A 25,892-nucleotide genomic window follows, 5' to 3' on the forward strand; every position below is an offset into this window, starting at 1 on the left:
TTATGCTTTATAGAATTTTCATCTAAACATGGTCAAGGGCTGAATCAGGATTTTTCTGGTGATCCCTGTTCCTGGGCCCAGGGCAGGGTTTTGATCCGGTATTGAGCTTGACAATGGTATTTTTATGGTAACAATATGATCTTGCCTTTTGGAAGACCTCCAGGGCGAATATTAACAGCTTTTAGCTTGAAAAGGAGATGTGGTCCTGATGATAATAAAGGGCACGACCATCCTGGCCGTAAAAAAGAACGGGCAGGTTGCCATGGCTGGAGACGGACAGGTTACCATGGGCCAGGCCGTGGTGATGAAACATACTGCCAAAAAGGTCAGGAGGATGTATAATCAGCAGGTTGTGGCCGGTTTTGCCGGAGCCACTGCTGATGCATTCACCCTGTTTGAGCGCTTTGAAGCCAGGCTGGAAGAGTATCGGGGCAACCTCCTCAGATCCAGTGTTGAACTGGCCAAGGAGTGGCGGATGGATAAATATCTGCGCCGACTGGAAGCCATGCTCATTGTAGCGGACAAGGAAAATATCCTGATCATCAGCGGCACCGGAGATGTGATCGAACCGGATGACGGCATCGCAGCCATTGGATCGGGCGGCCCCTATGCCCTGGCTGCTGCCAGGGCCCTGAGCCAGAATTCCGATTACCAGCCCTCAGATATTGTTGAGAAGTCCATGCGGATTGCCGCTGATATCTGCGTCTACACCAACCAGAACATCATCCTGGAAAAAATCGATTAAGAGGAAAGTCTTTAATGAGTACCCTGACTCCCAGAGAGATTGTATCAGAACTGGACAGATATATCATTGGTCAGAGCGATGCCAAGCGCATGGTGGCCATTGCCCTGCGCAACAGATGGCGCAGGCAGCAGCTCGAGCCTGAGCTGAGAGAAGAGATTGCCCCCAAAAATATCATCATGATCGGCCCAACCGGGGTGGGCAAGACTGAGATTGCCAGGAGACTGGCCAAGCTGGCTGGTTCGCCTTTTTTCAAAGTTGAGGCCACCAAGTTCACCGAAGTTGGCTATGTTGGCCGGGATGTGGAATCCATGATCAGAGACCTGATGGAGATCGGGATTAACATGGTCCGGGACGAAGAAAGAAAAAAGGTCCAGTTAAAGGCCGAGGCCAATGCAGAGGAAAGGCTTCTTGATCTTCTTCTTCCTCCCAGGAAAACCCCCCAAACCCACCAGAATTTCCAGGAGCCCGGGGCGAATCCCGGTCAGCAGGCAGTCCCTGCTGGGCAGGACCAGGATGAAGAATCCCGGGGAAGGACAAGGGAAAAGCTGCGTAAACTCTGGCGGGAAGGCCGGCTGGACGACAGAATGGTGGATATCGATGTCAAGACTGGAAGCAATGTGGAAATAATGGCCATGCCCGGCCTGGAAGACATGGAAATGCAGTTCAGGGACATGTTCAGCAGGGTTTTTCCCAAAAAGACCAAAAACAAGAAGGTCAGGGTCAGGAATGCTTATGAAATTCTGGTCCAGGAGGAGACCGAAAGGCTGGTGGATATGGACAAGGTCACTGAAGCTGCCAGAGAAAGGGTGGAACAGAGCGGGATAATCTTTATTGACGAGATCGATAAGATTTGCGGCGGAGACAAGTCGTCCAGGGCTGAGGTGTCCAGGGAAGGGGTGCAGAGAGACCTGCTGCCGGTGGTTGAGGGGTGCGTGGTCAACACTAAATACGGCATGATCAAAACGGATCACATTCTGTTCATAGCTGCAGGGGCTTTTCACTATTCAAAGCCCTCTGACCTGGTGCCCGAGCTTCAGGGCAGGTTTCCCCTGCGGGTGGAGCTGACTGCTCTGACCATGGAAGACTTTTACCGGATACTCACTGAACCCCAGAATGCCTTGACAAAGCAGTACAAGGCCTTGCTGGAGACCGAAGGAATCCAGCTGGAATTTACTGACGAGTCTTTACGGGAAATTTCGTCCTTTGCCCAGCGCGTCAATGATGAAACCGAAAATATCGGAGCACGAAGGCTGTACACTATAATGGAAAAACTGCTCCAGGACCTTTCTTTCAAGGCTCCGGAGATGTCCGGTCAAAAGGTTGTGGCGGATAAGGAGTATGTCCTGGATAAGCTCAAGGATGTTCAGGCGGATAAGGACCTGACCCGGTATATATTGTAGGATCATGATTCGGGCTGCATCCTGCAGGGTCTGCAACTGGTCAAAAGTGAAACCAAGATAACGGAGTAATGGAATGTCCCTTGTGAACACTGAAAGCGAGTCCTACAAGGCCCGGATTCTGCTGGAGGCAATGCCCTATATCCGGGAGTTCTATGGCCGGACCGTGGTCATCAAGTATGGGGGCCATGCCATGATTGACCAGGAACTGAAAAAAAGTTTTGCCCTGAATGTCATTCTTCTGAAACTGATAGGGCTGAATCCGGTAATAGTTCATGGCGGGGGACCACAAATCGGCAGAATGCTTGAACAGCTGGGTATTGCCTGCCAGTTTCGTCAAGGCCTCCGGGTTACGGATGAGGCCACCATGGATGTGGTTGAAATGGTCCTGGTGGGCAAGGTCAACAAGGAAATCGTCAATCTGGTCAATTTAAGTGGTGGACAGGCTGTGGGCCTTTCAGGCAAGGACGGGCAGACCATCATGGCCAGAAAGATGGAAATGGTGGTGGATAAGAAGAACGCTCCTCCTGAGATAATCGACCTGGGCAAGGTGGGGGAGGTTGTGGAAATCAATACCAGTCTGATCAAAGCGGTTCAGTCCCAGGGCTTCATCCCCATAATTGCTCCGGTGGGGGTTGATGAGCAGGGAGAAACCTACAATATCAACGCTGATTACGTGGCTGCATCTGTAGCCGGGGCCCTCAAGGCCAGAAAGCTGATCCTGCTTACTGATGTGCCCGGGGTCAAGGATGCTTCGGGTGAGATCATTTCAAGCCTGACCCGCTGGGAAGCGGTCCGGCTTATTGAGTCAGGGATTGCTTCCGGAGGAATGATTCCCAAATTAAAGTGCTGTCTTGAGGCTGTTGAAGAAGGTGTGCAAAAGGCCCATATTATTGACGGCCGGGTGGAGAACTCCATTATCCTGGAGATTTTCACCAGGGGCGGGATAGGCACCCAGGTAGTGTTTTCCTGAGCTGAATTTCATCTTTTTGCCTGACAAGCCGGTGGATTCCTGCCTGTTGACGGATTGTTCCGGCTTGATCATAAATCATTTTGACAAACAGCAGCCTAGATTTTTCTTTTATTGTGGGTCCCGAGGATGCCGGGGCAAGACTGGACAAACTTGTCCTTGCCCGCATTCCCGGGGATGCACCAGCCAGATCCTTAATCCAGTCCTGGATCAAAGGGCGGATGATCTGGATCAATGGCCAGCCCTGCACCAAACCTTCCTTTTGTCCTCCTTCCATGAGCCTGGTCAGGGTCAGGGCAGCCCTGCCCCAGTCCGGACCGGTGCCCATGTCCGGAAAAATTCACGAGATTTACAGGGATGATCATATTCTGGTCCTGAACAAACAGCCAGGCCTCAGCGTCCATCCTGCCCCTTCGGTTGAGCTGCCTACCCTGGTCAATTTTCTGATCAGCCGGGACCTTTTTTCAGGCCATTTTCCCGATCCGGACAGACCAGGAATTGTCCACCGCCTGGACAAGGATACCAGCGGGCTCATGGTTGTGGCCCTGAACCCGGATATGGCTCAAAAACTCAGCCAAGCCTTTCAGGACCGGGAGGTGGAAAAGAAGTACCTGGCCCTGGTACTGGGCAGACCTGAAAAAGACCAGGGAGAGATCAACCAGGACCTGGACCGTGATCCCAGATCCAGGGTCAGGATGGCCGTGACCAGGTCCGGTCGCCCGGCCAGGACAAAGTACAGGGTTGTCCATACCGGCTCTGACAGCAAGTGGTCCCTGGTGGGCCTGGAAATCTTGACCGGCAGGACCCATCAGATCAGGGTGCATATGGCTCATCTGGGACATCCTGTTCTGGGTGATTCCCTTTATGGCCGAGAAATCCACAGAACATGGGATCTCAAGCACAGAATCCTGGCCAAACTTGTTAAGAGACAGCTGCTGCATTCAGCAAAACTTGGGTTTAAACATCCAGCAAGTGGACAATGGGTCAGCTTTGCCCAGGCTTTACCCAAAGATTTTTTCCGGGTTTTCCTTTATCTTGAAAAAAAGATGCAGCGGGTGGCCATAACCGGAGCCATGGGTTCGGGCAAGAGCACTGTTTCCAGGATACTGAGAAACCTGGGCTATCCGGTTTTTTGTGCGGACAGTTGCGTAGCCGGTCTTTATCAGCCGGGTCAGGACGGGTGGACACTTATCCAAAGGCGATTTGGCGACAGATTTTTTGACTCCAGTGAAGGGCCGGTCAACAAGGCTAGACTGGCTGAAGCCATTGGGCAGGATAAGGATATCCTTCTGGAAATAAACCATCTTATTCATCCTCTGGTCCGGCATCGTCTGAATAAATTCTGGAAGGAACACAGGGCCAAAAGAGTGGCTTTTGCAGAGATTCCACTGCTGTTTGAGTCCGGTCTGACCAAGGATTGTGACCTGAGTGTGGGGGTATTTTGTCCAGACAGCATAAGAGGAGACCGGTTGGAGAAGAAACTGGGAACAGGGCATGGCAAGGCTGCTGTCCTGGATGGACACCAGCTCAGTCAGCCGGAAAAAATCAGGCGCTGTGCATTGGTGGTTGACAATTCAGCCGGACCGGATGACCTTGAACAAAGGGTCAGGTCTTTGGCAATCATGCTCAGATATTTGAGAATCAAACAGGTCAAAAAAGAGGCCGGTTTATTCCAGACCCGGTTTGATCCCGACAAGGTCTTTCATGATACCCCTTAAAGACAGTATCCCCAACGTATTCAAACCGTACATGGTCTGGGCGATCATCGGGATCAACCTGCTGGTTTTTTTGTACACCCTTGGACTCAGTCCCATTCATCTGGCCAGGTTCTTCCATTTGTACGGAGTGGTTCCGGCCAGATTCACCCAGACTGAACTGGCCCTTCTGGCTGGTTATCCTGATGCGGGCTACTACACCCTGATCACCCACATGTTCATCCATGGCGGGTTTCTGCACTTTATCCTAAATTGCTGGATGCTCTGGATATTTGCCGACAATATTGAAGACGTGATGGGTCCGTTCAGGTTTCTGGGGTTTTATCTGATGTGTGGCGCCGGGGCATTGATGGTTCATGTTTTCTTTAATTATAATTCGCCTGTCCCGGTGGTTGGAGCTTCAGGGGCCATCGCCGGAGTCATGGGGGCCTATTTTCTGCTTTATCCCCATTCCAGGGTGATAACATTTATTCCCATTGTGTTTATTCCGTATATTATTGAGATCCCGGCCTTAGTGTTTCTGGGAATCTGGTTTTTGATCCAGGTTGTATCTGCCCTGGGATCTGATATCTTCGGGACCGGAACAGGAGTGGCCTGGTGGGCTCATGCAGGAGGGTTCATCGTTGGGATGGTCCTTCTTCCTCTTTTCAGGGACAGGAAAAGGTGTTATCATTGCTATGAGCGGATCAGGCGCAAAAAAGATTTTATTTTGGAATAATGAGTATGGAGGTTCTGGATATTTTAATCCGGATTTTTGATAACAGCATGTTAAATCAGATAATGGAGACTGCCAATGCTTAAGATACAGGACCTGCACGTCAAAGTGGGCGGCACTGAGGTCTTGAAAGGCATCAACCTGGAGATAGAGCAGGGTGAGACCTTTATTCTGTTCGGACCCAATGGTTCGGGCAAGACATCATTGCTTATGACCATCATGGGCTTTGCAGGCTATGAAATAACCAAGGGCAAGATATTTTTTAAAGGACAAGATATTACGGATGTGCCTACCTATGAAAGGGCCAAGCTTGGGATAGGCATGTCTTTTCAGCGTCCTCCCACTATTCACGGGCTCAAAACCAGGGACATGGTCAGGCTTTGTGCAGGAGAAAGGGAGGTTGAAGTTGAAGCCCTGGCCGAGAAGGTTAACCTGACCAGCTTTCTGGACAGGGATATTAACTCGGGCTTTTCCGGTGGAGAGATAAAGCGCTCTGAACTTCTGCAGCTCATGGCCCAGAATCCAAGCCTGGTTCTGTTTGATGAACCTGAATCAGGTGTGGACCTTGAGAACATGGCCCTGATCGGCAACACTGCCCGGGCCATTCTGGACGGACCCCACGAACCCATTAACAGCGCATCATTAAAAGAGCTTCAGTCCAGATACAAGACTTCCGGACTGATCATTACCCATACCGGTTACATCCTGGACTACATCAATGCTGACCGGGGACAGGTCCTGTACAAAGGGGTGCTCTGCTGTTCAGCAAGACCCCGGGATATCCTGGATCACATCACCAAGTACGGATACAAGGAGTGTGTCAGATGCCTAAACTAGACAATAACAATCCTGAACCCAAGGTGGATCTCGGGAGATTCAATTTTGACCAGGAAGAAGCAGTTGCCATGCAGGACCTGCGTGAACTCAGCCAGGAGGACAAGGACCGGCTGCTCATGGCTGGAATTGACACCAAGGAAACCGAGAGAAGCGGAACCTACCTTCATATCAACCATGCCAAGGCTCATTGCCGTTCCTGTCAGGAAGGCGTGGAAGTCATGGATACCCGTGAGGCTCTGGAAAAGTACGATGGACTGCCGGAATATTACTGGCAGGCTGTGGACAAGGACAAGGACGAGTTTACCAGGGCTGCAGCCCAGAAGATTCACGGCGGGTATTTCATCCGGACTGCTAAAGGGGCTAAAATCAAGGATCCTGTTCAGTCCTGTCTGTTCATCAAAGGCGAAAATATTGGTCAGAACGTCCACAATATCATGGTTATTGAAGAGGATTCCGAGCTGCATATCATAACCGGATGCACAACATCCGCCAATGTCAGCTCGGCCCTGCATCTGGGCATCTCAGAAATATTCATCAAAAAAGGCGGCAAGCTGACCTTTACCATGGTCCACAACTGGGGCGAGGAGGTCATGGTCAGACCCAGGACCGTGGCCATTGTGGAAGAAGACGGAGTCTTTGCCAGCAACTATATCCTGCTCAAAAAGGTCCGTTCAGTTCAGTCTTATCCGGCTGTCTTTCTGAATGGCCGCGGGGCAGTGGCCAGATTTAACTCCATCCTGGTGGCTCCCAAAGGTTCACACATAAATTCCGGCAATAAGATCGTGCTCAATGCCCCGGAAACCAGAGGGGAGATCATATCCAGAACCATCACCACCGGAGGGACCATCATTGCTCCTGGAATAATCGAGGGTAATGCGGTTCCGGCCAAGGGACATCTGGAGTGCAAGGGACTCATTCTGACTGACGGGGTGATCCACGCCATTCCTGAACTGAAAGGGACCGTTGCCGGGGTGGAGCTCTCCCATGAAGCAGCAGTGGGCAAGATCGCTCAGGAGGAGATCGAATACCTCATGGCCAGGGGACTGGACGAGGATCAGGCCACATCAACCATTGTCCGCGGTTTCATGAATGTGGACATCATGGGCCTTCCCAGGGAACTCCGGCAGAGTATTGAAAAGACCATTGAAGAAACCGAGGAAGACATGTTCTGATCCAGGATCAGACTGAACAAATAAAAAAGGCTTCCAGGGATGACCCTGGAAGCCTTTTTTTATCCGGAAAGGTGTCCGGCTGTTATGCGGTTTTGGGTTTTGAACGGCCAGGAGACAAAACTTCCTGTTCCTCACCTTCTTCTTCCACCACCGGCCTGAAACTGAGAAGTATGGGACTGGCAACAAAGATGGAAGAGTAGGTTCCAACAATGATTCCCACAGTCAAGGCAAAGGCAAAGTCGTGGATGATCCCGCCGCCCAGGAACAGGAGGCAGAGTACCACTGCCAGGGTTGTTCCCGAGGTGACGATGGTCCGGCCAAGGGTCTGGTTGATACTTATGTTAATGGTCTTGGACAGGGATGAGGAAATCTTGTTCCGCAGGTTTTCCCTGATCCGGTCAAAGACAATGATGGTGTCATTCAGGGAGTAACCTATGATGGTCAAAAGAGCAGCCACTATGCTCAGGTCGAATTCCTTGTTCAGCAGGGAAAAAATGCCCACAGTGATCAGAATGTCGTGGATCAGGGCCAGAACCGCTCCCAGGGCGAAATTGAGCCTCAGATACCAGGAAAGGATGATGGTTATGACCATGGCTGCAAAGATCAGCAGGGCCAGGGGGATGGAGATGAGTTTCAGAATATAGACTCCCCCGGCCAGGCCGGCAGCCATAAAAGCAGAGATAAACCACTTATGTTCAAACCTTCCCGAGATATAGATGGCAATAAACAGAACGGCAAAGAACAACGCTTCCAGGGCGTTTTCCCGCAGATCAGCCCCGACCCTTGGACCGACCATTTCCAGGCGCTGGATGGTGTAGTGGTCGTCCTGAAAGTGCTGGCTGAGGTTGTTTTCCACGGTCTCCCTGACCTGGCTGGGGGTAAGGTCCTCAGCTGAGGTCCGCAGCAGAAACTCATGGTCGGCCCGGTCTCCGAACCGCTGAACTACAAGGGCCGGAAGTCCGGTCTCGTCCAGGGAGGATGACAGGTCAGGGAGTTCGACTTCCCTTTCAAACTTGACCTGGATGATTACACCCCCGGCAAAATCAATGCCGAACTTGGGTCCTCCTTTCAGCCCCAGGGACAGCAGGCCAATGAGGATCAGTGAGATAGATATGATATACGCATACTTGCGTTTTCCAATGAAATCGTAGTCGGTGTCTGGTTTGATTATTTGAAAGCCCATTTAATCCGCCTTTTAAGGAGTTTCAGACCTTTTAAATATTAAAAGCAGTGCCTGGTTTGCGTCTGGAAACCCAGATGTCGAAGAGCACCCTGGATACAAAAATGGCCGTGAACATGGATGCCAGGACACCCAGAGTCAGAGTGACGGCAAAGCCCCGGATGGGACCGGTGCCGAACTGGTACAAGATAACTGCGGCAATAATGGTGGTCACATTGGCGTCCAGGATGGTCAGGGTGGCCCGGTTGTACCCTTCCTCCACAGCTGCCCGGGGCGACAGGCCCCGCCGCAGTTCTTCCCGGATGCGTTCAAATATGAGCACATTGGCATCCACGGCTATACCTATGGTCAGGATTATTCCGGCTATGCCGGGCAGGGTCAGGGTGGCACCGAAACCGGCAAGTCCGGCCATGATCAGGATGACGTTGAAGGCCAGGACAATGTCGGCGATCAGTCCGGCAAAACCGAAATAAAAAATCATGAAGATTATGACCAGTGCCCCGCCGATCATGGCTGAACGGACTCCCCTTTCTATGGATTCCTGACCAAGGGAGGGGCCAACAGTTCTTTCTTCCATGACAAAGACCGGAGCTGGAAGAGATCCGGCCCTTAGAACCACTGCCAGATCATGGGCCTCGTCAACGGTGAACCGGCCAGTGATGCTGGCCCTGCCGCCGGAGATGCGTTCCTGGATGACCGGTGTGGAATAAACATTTCCATCCAGGACAATGGCCAGCCGTTTGCGCACATTTTCACCGGTAACCCGCTCAAATATCCTGGAGCCCCGGTTGTCAAAGGCGATGGCTACATAAGGCTGATTATACTGATCAAAGGCTGTATGGGCGTTGGTTATGTATTCACCGGTCATAACAGTTTCAGCCCTCAGGACCACAGGTTCGTCAACAGTTGTCCCGTCAGCCAAGGTGACCTGCTGATAGTACAGTCTGCTTCCAGGAGGAACAATGCCCTGTTCCGCCCTCTGGGGATCGGCATCCTCATCTACCAGTTTGAATTCCAGATGGGCGGTCTGACCAATGATGGCAATGGCCCTTTGAGGATCATCCAGGCCGGGCAGCTGGACCTGAATCCGGTCTTCCTGCTGTCTGCGGATATCTGGTTCAGCAACCCCGAACTGATCAATTCTGTTGCGGATGGTCTTGACTGCCTGATCCATGGTCATATCCCTGATAACTTCTTTATATTCTGAGGTGAAGTCCAGGATGTACCTTGTTCTCTGCTCGTCCTCAGCAGTTCTGGAAACTACTCGCAGGTTGCTGTATTCACGATCTATCAGCCGGTCCAGCTCTCTTTGCTGATCTCTTTGCACAAGCACGAATTCCAGTCTGGTATCGTCAGTAACCCCGGGCCGGAGAATGAGAATATTATGCTGTCTGGCCTGATCACGGATATCCTGCCCCATCTGGGCAAGAGACCGCTCCATGGCTCTTTCTACTTCAACCCCCAGGGTGAGGTGGATGCCTCCCCGCAGGTCCAGGCCCAGGCTGACCTGTTTGTCGGGCATGATTTTAGCCAGAGATGAGTCTCTGACGCCTGAGAAAGAGGGCAGGAAATAGAGCAGACTGGTTATGAGGACCATTAATATGACTGGGATCTTCCAGCGCAGATTGCCTTTCATTATAGTAATCCTGAGGCGGTGTTTAAAAATTGTGAAGTGGTTGGATGCCTGGGCCCGGAAATGCGGACCGACAGCAAAAAGGCCTGACGACTCCTGTCCTCAGGCCTGTGCGGCTCCATTTTAGCGATTCTGGATCAGTTTTTCTGCACCACGTCCTGATTGGGATCAGCCAGACCGGCAATATAGGCCCGGTTGGTCTTGATCTGCATCTTGTCCCCGATTTCCAGGGTAAGGACGTCATTTTGAATGTCGATGATCCGTCCGTATATTCCGCCATTGGTCAGTACGCTGTCCCCTCTCTTGAGATTGGCCAGGACCTGACGGTGCTCCTTGGCTTTCTTCTGCTGAGGACGAATGAGCAGAAAGTAAAAGATGGCAAACATCAGGATCAATGGAATAAAGGCGGTAAAGGGATTCCCTGCGCCAGCCTGGGGATCGCCCGCCTGCCCCATGGCAAAGGCCAGATTTTCTAGAAACATGATTCCTCCTGAGAAAAAGAATAGTTTGGGATACGCAACTTTTGCGCCCGCTAAGTTTTTTGAATTTTTGGTTTCCGATTCTGGATACAGACCTGCCAACAGTCAGTTCAAAGGGGAACTCATAGCTGAAAATAAAACAGATGTCCATGCTTTCCAGACAGCATGTCCGGCAGGTTCTCCAGAGAATAAATCCTGAAACAGGACGCCCTTATCCTGTCCAGGAGGGCGATCAGGTCACTGTTTCCAGAATTGGGACTGTTCCTTATAAGCCTCATCCAATTTGCTCATCATATCTTTCTGACTCTGGCTTGCAGCCAGTTCCCGGGCCTTGTCCCTGTGAAACATGGCCTGGCGCCGGTTGTTTTCATAAATATGGGCGTAAGCCATGTGCAGATGGGCCTGGAAATTATTGCCTGACCTGCCGTATACCCTGGCCAGGTGTTCATGGGCCCGGGGGTCCTCTGGCAGGCGGTTCAGGACTCGTTCAAGGTAGGAAACAGCAGTGGTCAGCTCTCCTTTTTCCGCAAGGATCCTGGCATAGTAAAGCAATGCCACTGAATCGGCAGGGCTGAGCATTACTGTCTTCTGCAGGAGGCTGCCTGCCAGGCTCAGGTCCCCGAACTGGAAGTAAAAAATCCCGGCTTCCCGCAGATAAAGCGGGTCCTGATCATCACAGGCCATGAGTTTTTCAAAGTTGTCCCGGGCATCACTGACCCGGTTCATCCTGGCATTGACAATCCCTCTGCCCAGATAGGTCAGGCAAGCATCATCTCCCTGATCCCGGAAGTGGCTGAGGGCGGTGGAGGGCTCCACATGCCTGGCCCTGAGCAGGGTCTGAACTCTTTTAAGCCGCTGATTATCATCCTGTCGTTCCAGCAGTTCCGGATCAAATCGACTGACGCGGTCCCTGAGATACCCTGTCCGTTCATCCATGCCTGGATGGGTGCTCAGATATGAGGGGATGTCTCCTCCGGAAAACCACTGCATCCTTCTCATCTTCTGCATGGCTGAAACCATGCCCTGGGGATTGTAACCGGCTTCAATAAGGTAATTCAGGCCCACCTGGTCAGCTTCGCGTTCGTCTTCCCGGGAGTATTTCAATGCAGCGGACTGACCCCCTGCAATGGATCCCAGGGCCACTGCCCCTCCTGCATCAGAACCCATGAACACCCCGGCCAGGATGCCGATCAAAGAGCCGATGCCAATGATTTTGGAGCGTTCAATGTTTCTGGCGACATGCCTCTGAGTTATATGGGCGAGTTCGTGAGCCATGATGGAGGCCAGCTCGGACTCAGATTCAACATTGAGGATGAGCCCGGAAAAGATAACCATGTATCCGGCTACAGTGGCAAAGGCATTGACAGCGTTGTGGTTGACCACGTCAACCTTGATGGGAAAGGGCTGGGGCGGAGCTGCTTTTTCCAGCCTGGAAGCAATTTCTTTTACATAGCCGGATATTTCCGGGTCTTCTATTATCTGAAATCTGGCCCGAATCAGCCGGTGAATTTTGCTGCCCAGCTCAGCTTCATCAGAAATGGTGAATTCTCCGAAAATTGAAGCGCGGGCAGGAGGGCAGGGCAGGGCCAGAGTGGAAATCAGCAGGAGACAGAATATCTTCTTAAGATTTAATTTAAGCATGTTGTGTTACTGCCGGGCGGTATAATGCAGACCTGCCCTGCAGCATATCCCTTTTTGAACCGGGATGAGCTGTCTCTCCAGACTTGGCCTGAGCAGATCTACTTGTTCATCATATCCAAAAACTCTTTATTGTTTTTGGTACCTTTCATCTTATCAAGCAGAAATTCCATACTGTCAATAGGGTTCATGGGTGCAAGCACCTTGCGCAGGATCCAGACCTTGTTCAGGGTCTCGGGCTCCAGGAGCAGGTCCTCCTTGCGGGTGCCCGAGCGGTTCATATCAATGGCCGGATAGACCCGCTTATCAGCCAGATGTCGATCCAGGTATATTTCCATGTTTCCGGTACCCTTGAATTCCTCAAAAATGACCTCATCCATTCTAGATCCAGTGTCAATGAGAGCTGTGGCCAGGATGGTCAGGCTCCCGCCTTCTTCAATGTTTCTGGCTGCCCCGAAAAACCTTTTGGGCCGCTGCAGGGCATTGGAATCAAGTCCGCCCGACAAAACCCTTCCTGAAGAAGGAGTCACTGTATTATAGGCCCGGCCGAGCCGGGTAATGCTGTCCAAAAGAATGACAACGTCCTTTTTCCTCTCAACCAGCCTCTTGGCCTTTTCAAGTACCATTTCAGCCACCTGGACATGTCTCTGGGGGGGCTCATCAAAGGTTGAGCTGACCACTTCGGCCTTGACGGTCCGTTCCATATCCGTGACTTCTTCAGGCCGTTCGTCAATGAGCAGGACCAGCATGAACACGTCAGGATGGTTGGCATTGATGGAATTGGCAATATTTTGCAGAAGCACGGTTTTTCCAGTCCTGGGGGGGGCCACAATAAGGCCCCTTTGCCCTTTGCCGATGGGAGTAAGAAGATCCACAATCCTGGTGGAATAGTTATCAGCCCCGTTTTCCATGCGGTAGCGCTCATCAGGATAGATGGGGGTGAGGTTGTCGAACAGGACCAGGGTCTTGGATTCAGCCGGATCGCCAAACCCGACCTCATTGACCCTTAACAGGGCGAAATACCGTTCACCCTCTTTGGGCGGACGGATCTGGCCGGAAACAACATCACCGGTCCTGAGACCGAACTTTCTTATCTGAGAAGGAGACACATAAATATCGTCAGGTCCGGGCATGAAACTGTACATGGGTGAGCGTAGAAAGCCAAAGCCGTCCGGCAGTATCTCCAGGACTCCCTCTCCAAATACCGAACCGTTTTGGGAAGCACAGGACTGAAGAATGGCAAAGATTAGTTCCTGCTTTCTGAGGCCGCTGGGATTCTCAATATCGAATTCCTTGGCCAGTTTCATCAGCTCCGGCATGGATTTGGTTTTAAGTTCGGACAAATTCATGAACAAAGTCTCCTGAAAAGTTGTGATGCTTATTAAAGGGTTTATAAATCAGGATAGAAACAGACCGGACCATGGCCGGTCAAAATCGAATCCAGGGCAGCCGGATCTAAAGACAACGGATGATCAGCCGTTTCCTATGATTCCTGCCCGTTCCACTCCATATGATATGAGAAATAACTTTCAAGTCCGGACAACGGTGCAGTTCATCTACACCGGCCGACATGGCTAACATAAAAATCTATTTAAATACTAAACTTGTGAAGGATATATGAATCCTGGTCGGTTGGGTATGAGGAACGGGCGGTACGCTGGCGCGCTACCCATCTTGAAACGGTCTGTATGCCCTTAACTAGGAGCAGTATATGATTCAGTTTTTTCTTTGGCAAGCCTTTTTAGGCTTCTTTTTTTTCCTCTGGCTGGTTCTGTTCGCTCAGGACATCGGAAAAAAGTTCCTCAACCTTGGACTTGGCCTGACTCTGATCCACGGACAGGGCATAGGACAATTCCATGGAAATAAGGCCCATGGCCTGCTCCAGGAGTCTTCGTTCACCAAAGGAAAGCTCCTTGTCCTTGCTGATGAGGAACAGTTCCTTGAGCACATAAGCAACGTCTCTTAAGTCCTTGCTCTTGAGCTTGTCAGAGTATTCCCGGTATCGTCTGTTCCAGTTCTGGCCGGAATATCCGGTAAAATCCGATCGATCTTCCAGGTAAGCCAGAATGGACATCCCCTGTTTCTTGTCGCTTACAGAGCGCAGTCCGACATTTTCCGCATTGCTGACCGGGACCATGAGGGTCACATTATTACTGAGGATGCGGACAATATAGAGCCTGGTCGTGATCCCGCCCACGTCCTGTTCCTCAATTTTTTCCACTTTGCCCACGCCTTGGGCCGGATAAACAACTAATTCTCCGACTGAAAACACTTTCTTACCTCCAAAGACCCGTACTCAGTGCTGCGATTCAGCAGAAACCTGTCTCATAAACAACTGCCCGGCAGTTGCATAGCTGTGCATTTCTGCCGAGCATCTGAATTTGCCATAACAGACAGCGGGCCGTAAAAAGACGAGACAAAATTTTTTGACATGCATCATGCCCCTGAATAAGAGATATATCCTAAATACGCTGAATAGTCCATTGGTATATGGATGGAATTTTCAAGGTAAATGGAGCAGCAGGGGCAAAAGGCACGGCTCTGGATAGAAGGCCCGGTTAAACTGCTCAAAGGCTGGTTCCGGCCTTTTCCAGGCCGTGGCTGCAGAATATCCGCAACCCGTGGACTGCCTTTTCAACCGTGCTGTCCTTGAGTTCCAGCTCTGCAGGTGAAAATTTGCTCAACACGTAATCAGCCAGGTCAGCTCCATCTTCAGGTCGGCCCACCCCGAACCTGAGCCTGGCAAAATCCCTGGTGCCCAGGTGGCTGGCAATGGACCGGAGGCCATTGTGACCGGCCAGGCCTCCGCCTTGCTTGAAGCGCAGGCTTCCCAGAGGCAGATCGACCTCGTCATGGACGATCAAAAGCCGGTCAATTTCCAGCATGGTCCTGGAATAAATCCTGGATACGGCTGTTCCGCTCCGGTTCATAAAGGTCAGGGGCTTTAACAGGAGCCAGGTGCCGCTGAAACTGGAGCTGGTCCATTCCCAGACTATGACATCTCTGGATTCAGACTTGAGCCTGACCTGATCACCCGGGATCTTTTCCTGAGATGCAATCAAACGGTCTATGACCATGAAACCTGCGTTATGGCGGGTCCTGGCATACCCTGGACCTGGATTGCCCAGACCTGCGATTATTCCGGAAATACCCATGGCAGCATGTTGTCCAGTTTGTTCATTTCCCTGGCAGCCCTCTGTCCAGATCCCCTGTAGACCCCAAAAAGGCTTGTGCAAAAAAAAGCCCCTGAGCAGGGGCTTGGGGAAATATGGACGTCAAAAGCAGGGCTATTCTTCCTGATCTGAAGCTTCTTCTTCAGGTGATTCAGCGCCTTCCTCTTCAGTCTCAGCCTCGGGCTCGGCCTTTTCCTGGTAAGGAGGCACAAGACCAACAACAGCAAAGTTTTCTTCGTACTCGGCTCTGGCCCCGGATGGGAGCTTGATGTCATCAATGTTTATATTGTCTCCAATTTCAAGCTTGCTGACATCAATGAGCACCTGGTTGGGGATATTGACGGGCAGACAGGTCAGATCAAGATGCTGCCGGTAAATCTCCATGACTCCTCCGTCTTCAGCACCCTTGGGCTTGCCAGTGATTTCCACCGGAACTGAAACAGTCACTTCCTTGGTCAGGTCTACCCCATAGAAATCAATATGGATGAAAACTGTCTTGTAAGGATGTTTGTCCACGGACCAGATCAGGGCCGGAATCTTGACTGTTTCATTGTCCTTTTCAAATTCCAGCTCAACCACCGAGGTTGACCCTGCTTTGAGCCAGACCTTGTGAAACAGGCCGTTTCTGACTTTCAGAGAAATGTTTTCTCCCTGGGGATTATAAAAGACCGCCGGGATATAATCGTTGGCTCGAAGCTTTTTGGCAGCTTCCTTGCCTCTTTTTTCTCTCAGTTCCACCTGTAAATTGACAAGCTCGGACATCCTGTTCTCCTTATTTTGCGTAAAGCGAATTATATTTTAGATACGCACTAATGTGAAAAAAGTACACTCACAGATGATTCTGTGTGAATGTTGTGTATGGCCTTGGCCAGCAGGCTGGCCACTGAAATAACCCTGAATTTGGAAGATGCTTTGGCCTTTTCCGATAAAGGGATGGTGTCAGTGACTACTATCTCTGAAAAACAGGATTTTTCCAGCCTTTCAACTGCCGGACCTGAAAGCACGGGATGGGTGGCACAGGCCAGGACCCGGCTGGCTCCTTTTTCAGTGAGGACCTTGGCTGCTTCGACCATTGTTCCACCGGTGTCGATCATGTCATCCAGGACAATAGCCACTTTGTCCTTGACGTCTCCGATGACCCGCATGGCCTGAGATTTATTGGGGGCGTCCCGCCTTTTGTCGATGATGGCCAGCTCAGCCCCGATTCTCTTGGCATAGGCCCTGGCCCTTTCAGTTCCTCCGGCATCAGGAGAAACCACCACTGCCTGATCACCGAACTGTTTCAGATAGGTCAGCAGGACTTCAGCAGCAAAAAGATTGTCTACAGGAATATTGAAAAAGCCCTGGATCTGGCCGGAATGGAGATCTATGGTCAGCAGCCTGTTTACCCCGGAAATATTAATGATATCCGCAACAAGCTTGGCGCTGATGGGAACCCTGGGCACCACTTTCCGGTCCTGTCTGGCATATCCGTAATATGGAACAACCGCAGTGACTCGGCCCACACTGGCTCTTTTCAAAGCATCAAGCATGAGAAAGAGTTCCATAAGGTTGTGATTGACCGGCGCACAGGTGGGCTGGACCACAAAGACGTCGTCCCCCCGGACATTATCCCCGATTTCAATCCGGCTTTCACCGTCGCTGAAGGTGCAGACAAGGGTGGGACTCAAGGTCATTCCAAGGTGGTCGCATATGCCCCGGGCAAGTTCCGGGTTTGCGTTGCCGGTGATTATTTTAAGCTCTCGGTGTCCAGGCATGGACATGATCCTCATTTGGCTGGGGCGGAAGGATTCGAACCCTCGAATGACGGGACCAAAACCCGTTGCCTTACCGCTTGGCTACGCCCCAGCAATTACAAATTATAATAATAAAATGGTATGGAGCGGCTATCCAACAGGCAACAGGCATTAAAGGCACGGTCCTGATCCCTGAACCAGGCCGTCAGACTTGAACCTGAACCGCTCATGACGCATGCACCAGCACCCGATTCAAGCATGGCAAGTTTGATCTTGCGGATCTCTGGAAAGGCTTTGAAGACGATTTCTTCAAAACTGTTGCTAAAAACCGGCTGCTCCTCAAGACGGGAAGCTTTATCTGTTGTAGGCAGGCTTGTCAAGCTGTCAGACCCTGCTGAGACAGGGTTTTTCTGATGAATATCCCATTGGCTGTAGGCCCAGGCTGTATCAACGTGGAGCCCTGGACAGATAAGGATCATCTTCAGTCCGTTCAGATCGGTCTTGACCGGGGTCAACACCTCACCGATCCCCTGGACCCTGGCCGGGTGATTTTTGATGAAAAAAGGCACGTCAGCCCCAACTCCTGCTGCCAGCCTTAAAATGTCCTTAAGATCCAGCCCTCTGGCCCCGGCCATCTTGTTCAAGGCCAGCAGGATCATTGCTGCATTGGAACTCCCGCCGCCAAGGCCGGCCCCGGTGGGTATTTTTTTGTGCAGAAATACAGTGAGTCCGGGCCTGAATCCAGTGGCCTGAGCAAAGGCAGCATAGGCCTTGTGCAGGATGTTCTGCCTGTTTTCAAGTTCAGGAGGGCAGCATTTGAGCCTTAGCCCGGGCTGGGAATTTTCAATGATTTCAACCTGGTCCCAGGGATTGGCAAGGGGCAGGAAGATTGAGTCAATGTCATGATATCCGTCATTTCTTTTTTTAAGTATCTTCAGGTAGATGTTTATTTTGCATCCTGATCGCAGGCTGAACTGTCTGGCCATGTCTCTCCTTGTATCACCTGTCCCGGATCACTCCGGTGCAATCCGGGACAGGCCTGGGATATCCTCAGTTGTCCAGAGGTATGGTCCGGAACAGGTTTTGCCCCTGCCGGTTGATGAGGAGCATAAGCACATTTTTCGGCCTGGCATCTTCGTTCAGGATCCGGTTGAACTCCTGAACACTGTTTACCTGCCTGCCATTGGCCTGCAGAATCAGGTCGCCAGACACAATATCAGCTCTATGGGCCTTGGAGCCGGATTCCACCTGAGAAACCAGCAGTCCTCTGGGGCTGTCCAGTCCCAGGGCTGAAGCCTCTTCCGGGCTGGGCGGTCTTATGGACAGTCCAAGCTCGGTTTCCCTGGTTTCTTCGGGCTCGACCCTCTGGGTTCCGGCCAGTCGCTGGGTGTCCCTTTCACCCAGAGTAACGGAAAGGCTGACGGTTTCCCCGTCGCGCCAGATGGTTATCCGGGTTTCTGATCCAGGAGCAATACCGCCGATCCTTCTGGTCAAATCAGTGGAGTTCTCCACCGGCAGGTCATTGATGGCCAGGATGACATCTCCGGCCTGAATCCCTGCCTGTTCAGCCGGATCACCCTGGGTCACCCCGGCCACCAGGGCACCTTTGGCTTCATCCAGGCCCAGGGCCCTGGCTGTATTTTCGTCCAGATTCTGAATGGTGACTCCCAGCCAGCCCCGGCTCACCTTTTGATCTGTTTGGAGCTGCTGGATAATATCCTGGGCCATGGTGCTGGGGATGGCAAAGCCGATTCCCTGGCCAGCCGCAACAATGGCTGTATTGATCCCGATAACCTCGCCCTTGAGGTTCAGCAGCGGGCCTCCGCTGTTGCCGGGATTGATGGAGGCATCGGTCTGAATGAAGTTATCGTAGGGCCCGGCTCCGATTATTCTGCCTTTGGCACTGATTATGCCGGCGGTAACTGTATGGCTGAGGCCAAAGGGATTGCCAATGGCCACGACCCATTCACCGACCCTCAGCTTTTCAGAATCCCCGAATTTAAGGACTGGAAGATCAATGTCTGTTTCGATTTTGAGCAGAGCCAGATCTGTTTCAGGGTCAGACCCTATGACCTGGGCGTCGAAATTTCGGTCGCTTCCCTCTATCTGGAAGGTGACCTTGATCTGGTCAGCCCCGGCAATGACATGGTTGTTGGTCACAATATAGCCGTCCTGGGAGATTATGAAGCCGGACCCCAGTGAACGCTGCTCCTGGGGGCCTCTTTCCGGTTCACCAAAAAAGCGTTCAAACTGGTCAAAGAAATCTTCAAAGGGATGTCTCCGTTCCGGGAAACCGCGGAAAAATTGCCTTATGTCCGGTCGCTCCACCAGCTTGACAGTGCTGATATTGACCACTGCTTGGCCTGACTTTTCTGCCAGATCAGCAAACTGGGGAAGTCCTGCCCAGGATGTCTGGCTGAGCAGGAAAAAAGATATAAAGAAAAAAATAAAGCTCAATAAGAATCTACGCATTTGTGTCCTCCGAAAAGTCTGGCTCTGGGGCCGTTTTTGCCTGGTTTTTTCAGCCAGAGGCTGGAGCCGCCAGGGAAAGGCCTCAGAAAAAAACATTGACCGATCCCTTGAGCCGCGGCTAACAATCTGATTGAAAGATCCCTGCACTAAGCTACACTATCCTGACCTTGGCCGGATGTAAAACATTGATCATAAAAAGAGAAATTAATACCCAGTGGTTATTTGTAAAGGGCCGGCTGCCTCAGGGGGTGCGGTTCAAAGTTTAAGTTGATTTAACAGGTCTGTTTTCTTAAGTTTATAATCTTTGTCAGTTTATTTCAATAAAAATCTCATCAGAGGTCATCTATGCAGGAAAACGAAATCGTCCGCCCCTGGCTGAGCAGCTACGACCAGGAAGTCAGCCCCAGCCTAGAGTATGAAAATATCCCGGTTTACGAGTACATGGACCGGATTGCCCAGAAATACCCCAACCGCAAGGCCATAGTCTTCAACAACTGGAAGATAACCTATAAGAAGCTCAAGGAACTGACCGAAACAATGGCCGCCAACCTCAGGAGTTATGGTCTAAGCCCTGGAGACCGGGTGGCCATCATGCTCCCCAACCTGCCCCAGACCATTATTGCCTACTGGGCAGTGCTCAAGGCTGGAGGTGCAGTGGTTATGACCAATCCATTATATATGGAAAAGGAGATGCTCCATCATTTCACTGATTCCCAGGCCAAATTTCTGATCACCCTGGACCTGCTCTGGCCCAAGATATCCGGACTGCTTCCCCGTTTTGACCTGAGCAGGGTTTTTATCACCCGTATTCCGGACTGTCTGCGCTTTCCCCTGACTTTTCTGTATAATCTGAAGGCGCACAGGGACAAAAAGGTGTCCTCCATCCCCTATGACAATGAAAAGGTGATTCCCTGGAAAAAACTGGTTCAAAAGGGGGAGGTCTTTATTAAGTATACTCCTGATCCAAAAGAGGATCTGGCTGCTCTGCAGTATACCGGCGGGACCACCGGCGTATCCAAGGGAGTGATGCTGACCCACTATAATCTGGCAGCCAATGTTGCCCAGTCTGTGGCTATCCTGCACAAGGTGGGACCGGAAAACACTGTTCTGGGGCTTTTGCCCTATTTTCATATCTACGGCCTGACAGTATGCATCAATTTTGCTACAGCCATCGGAGCTACACTGGCCCCATACCCCAGGTTTGTACCCAGAGAAATCCTCAAGGCCATCCAGAAGGTCAAGCCAACTATTTTTCCCTGTGCCCCGGCAGTATTCATGGCTCTTTTGCAGCAAAAAGATATTGAAAAGTTTGATCTTTCATCGATTAACTACTGTATATCCGGTTCAGCTCCGATCCCTGTGGAGATCATTGAACGGTTCAAAAAGATGACCGGGGCTGAAATCATTGAAGGGTACGGTCTGACAGAGGCTTCACCCATCACTCACCTTAATCCCCTGCGGGGCAAGCGCAAGATCGGGTCCATTGGCCTGCCCTTTCCTGATACTGATTCGGCCATCGTGGACATGGAGCTGGGGACACTCAAACTCCCGCCCGGCAAGATTGGGGAGCTGGTGATAAAAGGTCCCCAGGTGATGAAGGGGTACTGGAATCGACCCGATGAAACAGCTGGAGCCCTGAGGAATAACTGGCTGTATACCGGAGATATCGCCTACATGGATGAAGAGGGCTATTTTTATATTGTTGACCGGAAAAAGGACTTGATCATAACCGGGGGATACAATGTCTATCCCCGGGAAATTGATGAAGTTCTGCATGAGCATCCCAAGGTCAAGGAAGCAGTCAGCGTGGGGATTCCCAGCGAAACCAGAGGGGAAGTGATAAAGGCCTTTATTGTTCCGCAAAACGGAGAAAAGCTGACCCGCTCGGAGATCATATCGTTCTGCCGGGAAAAGCTGGCCGGTTTCAAGGTCCCCAAGCAGGTGGAGTTCAGGGATGAACTGCCCAAGACTATTGTGGGCAAAGTGCTGCGCAGGGCTCTTCGGGAGGAAGAGCTGGAGAAAATCAGGAAAAATGACAACTGAAGTCTAAAAAGGTTGGTGTGGCCATGTTTTGCCAAAAGTGCAGATATGTATCCTTTGATCATTTAGGAGCCTGTCCCAAATGCGGACATAACTGGGCTGAGCAGAAGAAAAAACTCGGCATTGACTGGCTCAGGCCCGGAGAAAAGAGCTGGCTCCAAGTCCGGGAGGACAGGCCTGATTCCGGATCAGCCCCTCCTGGGCCGGACAGAACTGAGCACACTGAGATGACTGATTTTTTTTCAAATGATGCCGACCCTGCTGAACAAGGTGCTCTTTCCTCCGGGGCAGACAGGGTCAAAACGAATCTGGAACAGGAGTCCGGAAGAAAGACCGGACTTCCGGATCAGGATGCCATTTCAGTTCAGGAAAAAAAAGTGTCTGACCAGGGTCTGGAAGAGGAGATCGAATATCCTGAACTGGAGTTTTTTGACCCTGACAAGGACAGGAAACATAGTTCTTGACTAATATTCCATAAGCTCTTACTAAGGTTTTCTTTCGCGCCCGTAGCTCAGCTGGATAGAGTGCCGGACTACGAATCCGTAGGTCGCAGGTTCGAATCCTGCCGGGCGCACCATAAAATCAAGGGGTTACTGAATATAATCAGTAGCCCCATTTTTTTTGGTGAAACTTTTCCAGAAAGCCCTTTTCCAACCCATCCATAAGTTGCCCTCTGCCTGTGTCCCGGGTCACAGGTGATTTTCTGCTGCTCGTCCATTCCAGAGCCGACCACCCAGGCCAGGGTGATGGTCTCTCTTATCCACCACATCAGGTCGGTGATCCTGGTCAGATCTGGACCAGGCTTACAACTTGATCCAGAATTAATCCAGAACTTAAGGCTTTTCTTCTGTCACTATAAAGCCGGGAACCGGCTGCGCAACTCAGTTGGTTATCCATAGGGCTGAGCTGCCAGTGGCCAGGAATGTGTGAACATAATAATATAGATGGTATTGAGGATGGGCATAAATATTTTGGAAAATAGGCGGGATAAGACTTATGCCCGCAGGCTTACATCTGCCGTTATTTTGTCCTGCTTTTGAAAAAGGTCCTAACTGAAATTAAGAACTTGATAAAAAACCTAATTCCACACAAAACGCCAAAGAACCAATGGTCATAGTCTTTCTATTTTATGCTCAGAATCGGATTCATTCAAAAGTTGATCCCAACCATCCGGGGGACTGCCCTGGTGCAGCATTTTCTTGAAAACAGTGTACGGGTCTTTTTTCCCTTTGGCCTGGCGCAGGGTTTTCTGGTCATTGACCCAGGCATAGATGATGATTTTTGAAGCAGAGTCGTAGCGAAAGAAGAGGCGAAAGCGCCTGCCTATCTTAGCCCTGCACCAGTGCCTGTGGTCTTCTCCCAAAGTGTTGCCTTGGCGGAACGCAGGATGACCAGGCTCGAAAGGTATGGTCTTTAACATCAGCTTTGAGAGTGCATGAAATAACTTGACATTTGCATTGGCCAACCAGCCTTCAGGATCGGAAGATCTGGCGCGTTGGCAAGCTGCAGAAAGGCGTTCCAGCTGTTGGACCAGGCAGTCATGAAAGAGCAGTGTCCAGCCCTGGCTTTGCATTACAGGTCCACATCCCCGGAGATTTCCTGATCATGGCCCTGATTGTGTTCAAGGGCCGTGACCAGACTTTTGACAAGGTCGTCCGGCAGAGTTGAAACATGGCGGCCGTGCGCAATGTCCTGTTCCAGCAGATTCAGGAAAGAGGCCACAGCCGGATCATTGTGCTCATTTTCCCGGGTGATCACGATTTCATTGCCAAGGAGAATGAAGGCCAATCTGGACCCTGCATCAAGGTTCAAAGCCTGACGGATGGCTTTGGGCAGGGTCACTTGGCCCTTGGAAGTCATGGTAGCCATTCCTCTGATTGTCATCATGCAGATTGCTCCTGTTTTTTGTTAGGTAAGGATTATTCCTTACTCTGTCAATCAAGAATATTCATTAGGCAAACCACGAAAATCAGCAAACAGTTTTAGCTGAAATGGTCCCCATGTCCTGGGTAATAAATGATTTTTAGTGAAGATGGGAACTTCGGCTATGGCTCTTTAATAGTTCTTTCCGTTTGTTCTGAAGATTGACTGTAAAAGACCTGATCATTCAGGCAGGGTTAAATTCATCTCTATGAATCCCCGTAGGCTTGCACACCACAGGGTGATTTTTCAGTTTCCAGGAAGCCATTATCGACTTGATAATGGTTTTCAGATATGCTTAGTAACGATTCAGAGGATTGCTGTCTTTTAAGACCTTCTCTTAGTCATCAATAATGATCAAGCTGCATCCATGTTTTTCTCCGAGGTCGGCATTATGAAGTGGTCCCCATGTGCTTGACAGTTAGGCGGCGGTTCTAAACAATTTTCCTTGGGCATGGACGTAGGCTTCAGATGGAGAGCTTGCAGCCCATGGCAAGCAAGAAACAATAAAAACAAAGACATGGATTATGACGCTTGATCCCAAAAAATTTCAGTTGCCTGAAGAATTTCTGATTGTTGGAGCAGCAGTTGAATCCGGAATATTCAAGGAATTAAAAAACCGGGCTTTGACGCTGAATGATCTAGCTGTGGCCACAGGGACAAACCAAAGGGCATTGTGGATCGTAACAGAGGCTCTGGTTTCATTGGGTTATCTTGAACATGACCAGGAAAGGATAAAACTTACACAGGCATGTTGCTCAGTTTTGTTCAATCAAGAAAGTCCAAATTATCAGGGCTTTGCATTTATGCACACCTATAATCTTTTGCCAAGGTGGTTGGATTTGCCAACCACTCTTAAAACCGGAAAACCCGTTAAAATAATTGAAGACCCTGAGGAAGAAAAATATTTCATTGAGGCCATGAGTCAATATGCTCAGGAAGGCGCCGCAGAGATAGCTGAATACTGCTTACAAGGCCTCAGCACCGAACCAGAGGTACTCGATATCGGCGGCGGACCGCTCACAATCGCCAGAGCTTTTGCCCGGAAGGGAGCAAAAGTCACTATACTTGATCTGCCGGAAGTTGTCGAAATGATGGAGCCAGAAATTGATCCGGGACTTTCGGTAAAAATGGTCAAAGGAGATTTTACTGTTAGCCTTCCGGAGGGTCTGTTTGATCTGGCTTACCTTGGCAATATCTGTCATATCTTTGGTGAAAAGGAAAACAGGAAATTGTTCAAGGATGTGGCTGGGAGGCTCAGTAATGGAGGAAGGATAGTTATTAATGATTTTATCCGGGGGACTGGACCCGATCCCGCCACCTTTGCAGTCAACATGCTTGTCAACACCGACTCTGGCGGTACCTGGACATATGAGCAGTATAAAACCTGGCTTGAAGATGCCGGGTTTACCGTGTCCCCTTTTGCAACAATAGGTGACGACCAGTTAATAAAAGCCCATAAACAAAAATAGCAGGCAGAAATATCGACCACAAAAGAAGAACTGCGGCTATGCCTGTGTAGTAGGTCTTCTCGGTTATTTTCAAGACTGACTGCAAAAGGCCTGGTCATTCAGACAGGATTATACTTCTCTCTAAAGAAGCCCGTAGTCTTGAAAATGAGGGCCATGGCATTATGACAAGGTCAGTACGCTTCTGACCGCACCTGGACTTTGCCGGCATCATCACAACCCGGGCCTGGCTAGCCGAATCAAAGATGTGGTTGTCTGGAGGCCAGGCCTTCAGGAACCAGATTAGTATAGGATATAAATTTAGATTGACCTGCTGGAAATTATTTGCAAGGTCAAAGTTGATACAATTCTGCCATTTTGCCCTGCGTTCCAGGTAAGTTTTCAACTTAACTACCAGCCCCCAGCACAGGAAGGAAAGTGGCCCTTATCAGGTTTATCTGGATTCCCCTCTATATCTTTGCAGCGCTCATCCTTCTCTACTTTTTTGATGGCCCTGCTTTTGATCCCCTGGTCACTGTCCTCCCAGCCTTTATTGGGGCTTATTACTGCCCTGATATTTTTTTATATTCAAACTTAAGGTGTAAAGCTGACACCCTGACTA

23 protein-coding genes and 2 tRNA genes are annotated in these 25,892 nt (G+C 50.6%); 11 read left to right on the plus strand and 14 right to left on the minus strand.

The window, feature by feature from the left end; genetic code table 11:
- The first annotated feature begins 208 nt into the window (after positions 1 to 208).
- The 7 genes from hslV (at position 209) to P771_RS0109635 (ending at position 7,551) form a co-directional block, all read left to right on the plus strand.
- Entirely contained in the window at positions 209 to 745 is a 537-nt protein-coding gene (hslV, locus tag P771_RS0109600; RefSeq protein WP_028574982.1) for an ATP-dependent protease subunit HslV, read from the plus strand.
- A 14-nt stretch (positions 746 to 759) separates the two neighbouring features.
- A complete protein-coding gene (gene hslU, locus P771_RS0109605) occupies positions 760 to 2,145 on the plus strand; it encodes an ATP-dependent protease ATPase subunit HslU (RefSeq protein WP_028574983.1) in 1,386 nt (461 codons plus the stop codon).
- Positions 2,146 to 2,218: 73 nt separating this feature from the next.
- Positions 2,219 to 3,115, plus strand: a complete 897-nt coding sequence (argB, locus tag P771_RS0109610; RefSeq protein ID WP_028574984.1) for an acetylglutamate kinase — start codon at positions 2,219 to 2,221, stop codon at positions 3,113 to 3,115.
- Positions 3,116 to 3,195: 80 nt separating this feature from the next.
- On the plus strand, positions 3,196 to 4,830 hold the full coding sequence (coaE, locus tag P771_RS17130) for a dephospho-CoA kinase (RefSeq protein WP_051617243.1): 1,635 nt from the start codon (positions 3,196 to 3,198) through the stop codon (positions 4,828 to 4,830).
- A complete protein-coding gene (locus tag P771_RS0109620) occupies positions 4,817 to 5,545 on the plus strand; it encodes a rhomboid family intramembrane serine protease (RefSeq protein ID WP_028574985.1) in 729 nt (242 codons plus the stop codon). The genes coaE and P771_RS0109620 overlap by 14 nt, the downstream gene beginning before the upstream one ends.
- Positions 5,546 to 5,620: 75 nt before the next feature.
- Complete coding sequence (locus P771_RS0109630) at positions 5,621 to 6,379, plus strand: ABC transporter ATP-binding protein (protein ID WP_028575131.1); 759 nt, start codon at positions 5,621 to 5,623, stop codon at positions 6,377 to 6,379.
- Positions 6,367 to 7,551, plus strand: a complete 1,185-nt coding sequence (locus P771_RS0109635; protein ID WP_028574986.1) for a SufB/SufD family protein — start codon at positions 6,367 to 6,369, stop codon at positions 7,549 to 7,551. The genes P771_RS0109630 and P771_RS0109635 overlap by 13 nt, the downstream gene beginning before the upstream one ends.
- A gap of 82 nt (positions 7,552 to 7,633) precedes the next feature.
- Here the strand turns inward: P771_RS0109635 and secF are convergent, their stop codons facing one another.
- From secF to P771_RS0109700, 12 genes are all read right to left on the minus strand, one after another.
- Positions 7,634 to 8,734, minus strand: a complete 1,101-nt coding sequence (gene secF, locus P771_RS0109640; RefSeq protein WP_028574987.1) for a protein translocase subunit SecF — start codon at positions 8,732 to 8,734, stop codon at positions 7,634 to 7,636.
- Positions 8,735 to 8,765: 31 nt separating this feature from the next.
- Positions 8,766 to 10,367: a protein translocase subunit SecD gene (gene secD, locus P771_RS0109645; protein WP_028574988.1), complete on the minus strand. Its 1,602-nt coding sequence runs from the start codon at positions 10,365 to 10,367 to the stop codon at positions 8,766 to 8,768.
- 134 nt (positions 10,368 to 10,501) lie between these two features.
- Positions 10,502 to 10,846, minus strand: coding sequence for a preprotein translocase subunit YajC (gene yajC / locus P771_RS17135; protein ID WP_035244273.1), 345 nt, complete (start codon positions 10,844 to 10,846; stop codon positions 10,502 to 10,504).
- A 234-nt stretch (positions 10,847 to 11,080) separates the two neighbouring features.
- Positions 11,081 to 12,484, minus strand: a complete 1,404-nt coding sequence (locus P771_RS0109660) for a beta-barrel assembly-enhancing protease (RefSeq protein WP_028574990.1) — start codon at positions 12,482 to 12,484, stop codon at positions 11,081 to 11,083.
- A 98-nt stretch (positions 12,485 to 12,582) separates the two neighbouring features.
- The gene (gene rho, locus P771_RS0109665; protein ID WP_028574991.1) at positions 12,583 to 13,830 is read right to left on the minus strand and encodes a transcription termination factor Rho; all 1,248 of its coding nucleotides are present in this window, start codon (positions 13,828 to 13,830) and stop codon (positions 12,583 to 12,585) included.
- 392 nt (positions 13,831 to 14,222) lie between these two features.
- On the minus strand, positions 14,223 to 14,753 hold the full coding sequence (locus P771_RS0109670; protein ID WP_028574992.1) for a CarD family transcriptional regulator: 531 nt from the start codon (positions 14,751 to 14,753) through the stop codon (positions 14,223 to 14,225).
- A gap of 295 nt (positions 14,754 to 15,048) precedes the next feature.
- A complete protein-coding gene (gene pth, locus P771_RS0109675; RefSeq protein WP_028574993.1) occupies positions 15,049 to 15,636 on the minus strand; it encodes an aminoacyl-tRNA hydrolase in 588 nt (195 codons plus the stop codon).
- Between the two features lie 132 nt (positions 15,637 to 15,768).
- Positions 15,769 to 16,416 carry a 50S ribosomal protein L25 gene (locus P771_RS0109680; RefSeq protein ID WP_028574994.1) on the minus strand — a complete coding sequence of 216 codons (648 nt, stop codon included), beginning with the start codon at positions 16,414 to 16,416 and terminating at the stop codon, positions 15,769 to 15,771.
- Between the two features lie 47 nt (positions 16,417 to 16,463).
- Positions 16,464 to 17,411 carry a ribose-phosphate diphosphokinase gene (locus tag P771_RS0109685; protein WP_028574995.1) on the minus strand — a complete coding sequence of 316 codons (948 nt, stop codon included), beginning with the start codon at positions 17,409 to 17,411 and terminating at the stop codon, positions 16,464 to 16,466.
- A 16-nt stretch (positions 17,412 to 17,427) separates the two neighbouring features.
- Positions 17,428 to 17,502, minus strand: a tRNA-Gln gene (locus P771_RS0109690).
- 4 nt (positions 17,503 to 17,506) lie between these two features.
- Positions 17,507 to 18,376: a 4-(cytidine 5'-diphospho)-2-C-methyl-D-erythritol kinase gene (ispE, locus tag P771_RS0109695; protein ID WP_028574996.1), complete on the minus strand. Its 870-nt coding sequence runs from the start codon at positions 18,374 to 18,376 to the stop codon at positions 17,507 to 17,509.
- A 64-nt stretch (positions 18,377 to 18,440) separates the two neighbouring features.
- Positions 18,441 to 19,862 (minus strand): DegQ family serine endoprotease, encoded by a 1,422-nt coding sequence (locus tag P771_RS0109700; protein ID WP_028574997.1) that lies wholly within the window; start codon positions 19,860 to 19,862, stop codon positions 18,441 to 18,443.
- Positions 19,863 to 20,207: 345 nt separating this feature from the next.
- Between P771_RS0109700 and P771_RS0109705 the strand changes: the two genes are divergently transcribed.
- From P771_RS0109705 to P771_RS0109715, 3 genes are all read left to right on the plus strand, one after another.
- Positions 20,208 to 21,905, plus strand: coding sequence for a long-chain-fatty-acid--CoA ligase (locus tag P771_RS0109705; RefSeq protein ID WP_028574998.1), 1,698 nt, complete (start codon positions 20,208 to 20,210; stop codon positions 21,903 to 21,905).
- A 23-nt stretch (positions 21,906 to 21,928) separates the two neighbouring features.
- Complete coding sequence (locus P771_RS0109710; protein ID WP_150112170.1) at positions 21,929 to 22,366, plus strand: hypothetical protein; 438 nt, start codon at positions 21,929 to 21,931, stop codon at positions 22,364 to 22,366.
- A gap of 36 nt (positions 22,367 to 22,402) precedes the next feature.
- Positions 22,403 to 22,479: transfer RNA gene (locus P771_RS0109715), tRNA-Arg, on the plus strand.
- A gap of 534 nt (positions 22,480 to 23,013) precedes the next feature.
- Here P771_RS0109715 and P771_RS0109730 read toward each other — a convergent pair.
- The gene (locus P771_RS0109730; protein WP_028575001.1) at positions 23,014 to 23,475 is read right to left on the minus strand and encodes a type II toxin-antitoxin system YhaV family toxin; all 462 of its coding nucleotides are present in this window, start codon (positions 23,473 to 23,475) and stop codon (positions 23,014 to 23,016) included.
- On the minus strand, positions 23,475 to 23,789 hold the full coding sequence (locus tag P771_RS0109735) for a type II toxin-antitoxin system PrlF family antitoxin (protein WP_028575002.1): 315 nt from the start codon (positions 23,787 to 23,789) through the stop codon (positions 23,475 to 23,477). The genes P771_RS0109730 and P771_RS0109735 overlap by 1 nt, the downstream gene beginning before the upstream one ends.
- A 587-nt stretch (positions 23,790 to 24,376) precedes the next feature.
- Here P771_RS0109735 and P771_RS0109740 point away from each other — a divergent pair.
- Positions 24,377 to 25,294 carry a methyltransferase gene (locus P771_RS0109740; RefSeq protein WP_208595961.1) on the plus strand — a complete coding sequence of 306 codons (918 nt, stop codon included), beginning with the start codon at positions 24,377 to 24,379 and terminating at the stop codon, positions 25,292 to 25,294.
- Positions 25,295 to 25,892 lie beyond the last annotated feature (598 nt).

The organism is Desulfonatronovibrio hydrogenovorans DSM 9292 (genome assembly GCF_000686525.1).
In the GTDB taxonomy this organism is placed as follows: domain Bacteria; phylum Desulfobacterota; class Desulfovibrionia; order Desulfovibrionales; family Desulfonatronovibrionaceae; genus Desulfonatronovibrio; species Desulfonatronovibrio hydrogenovorans.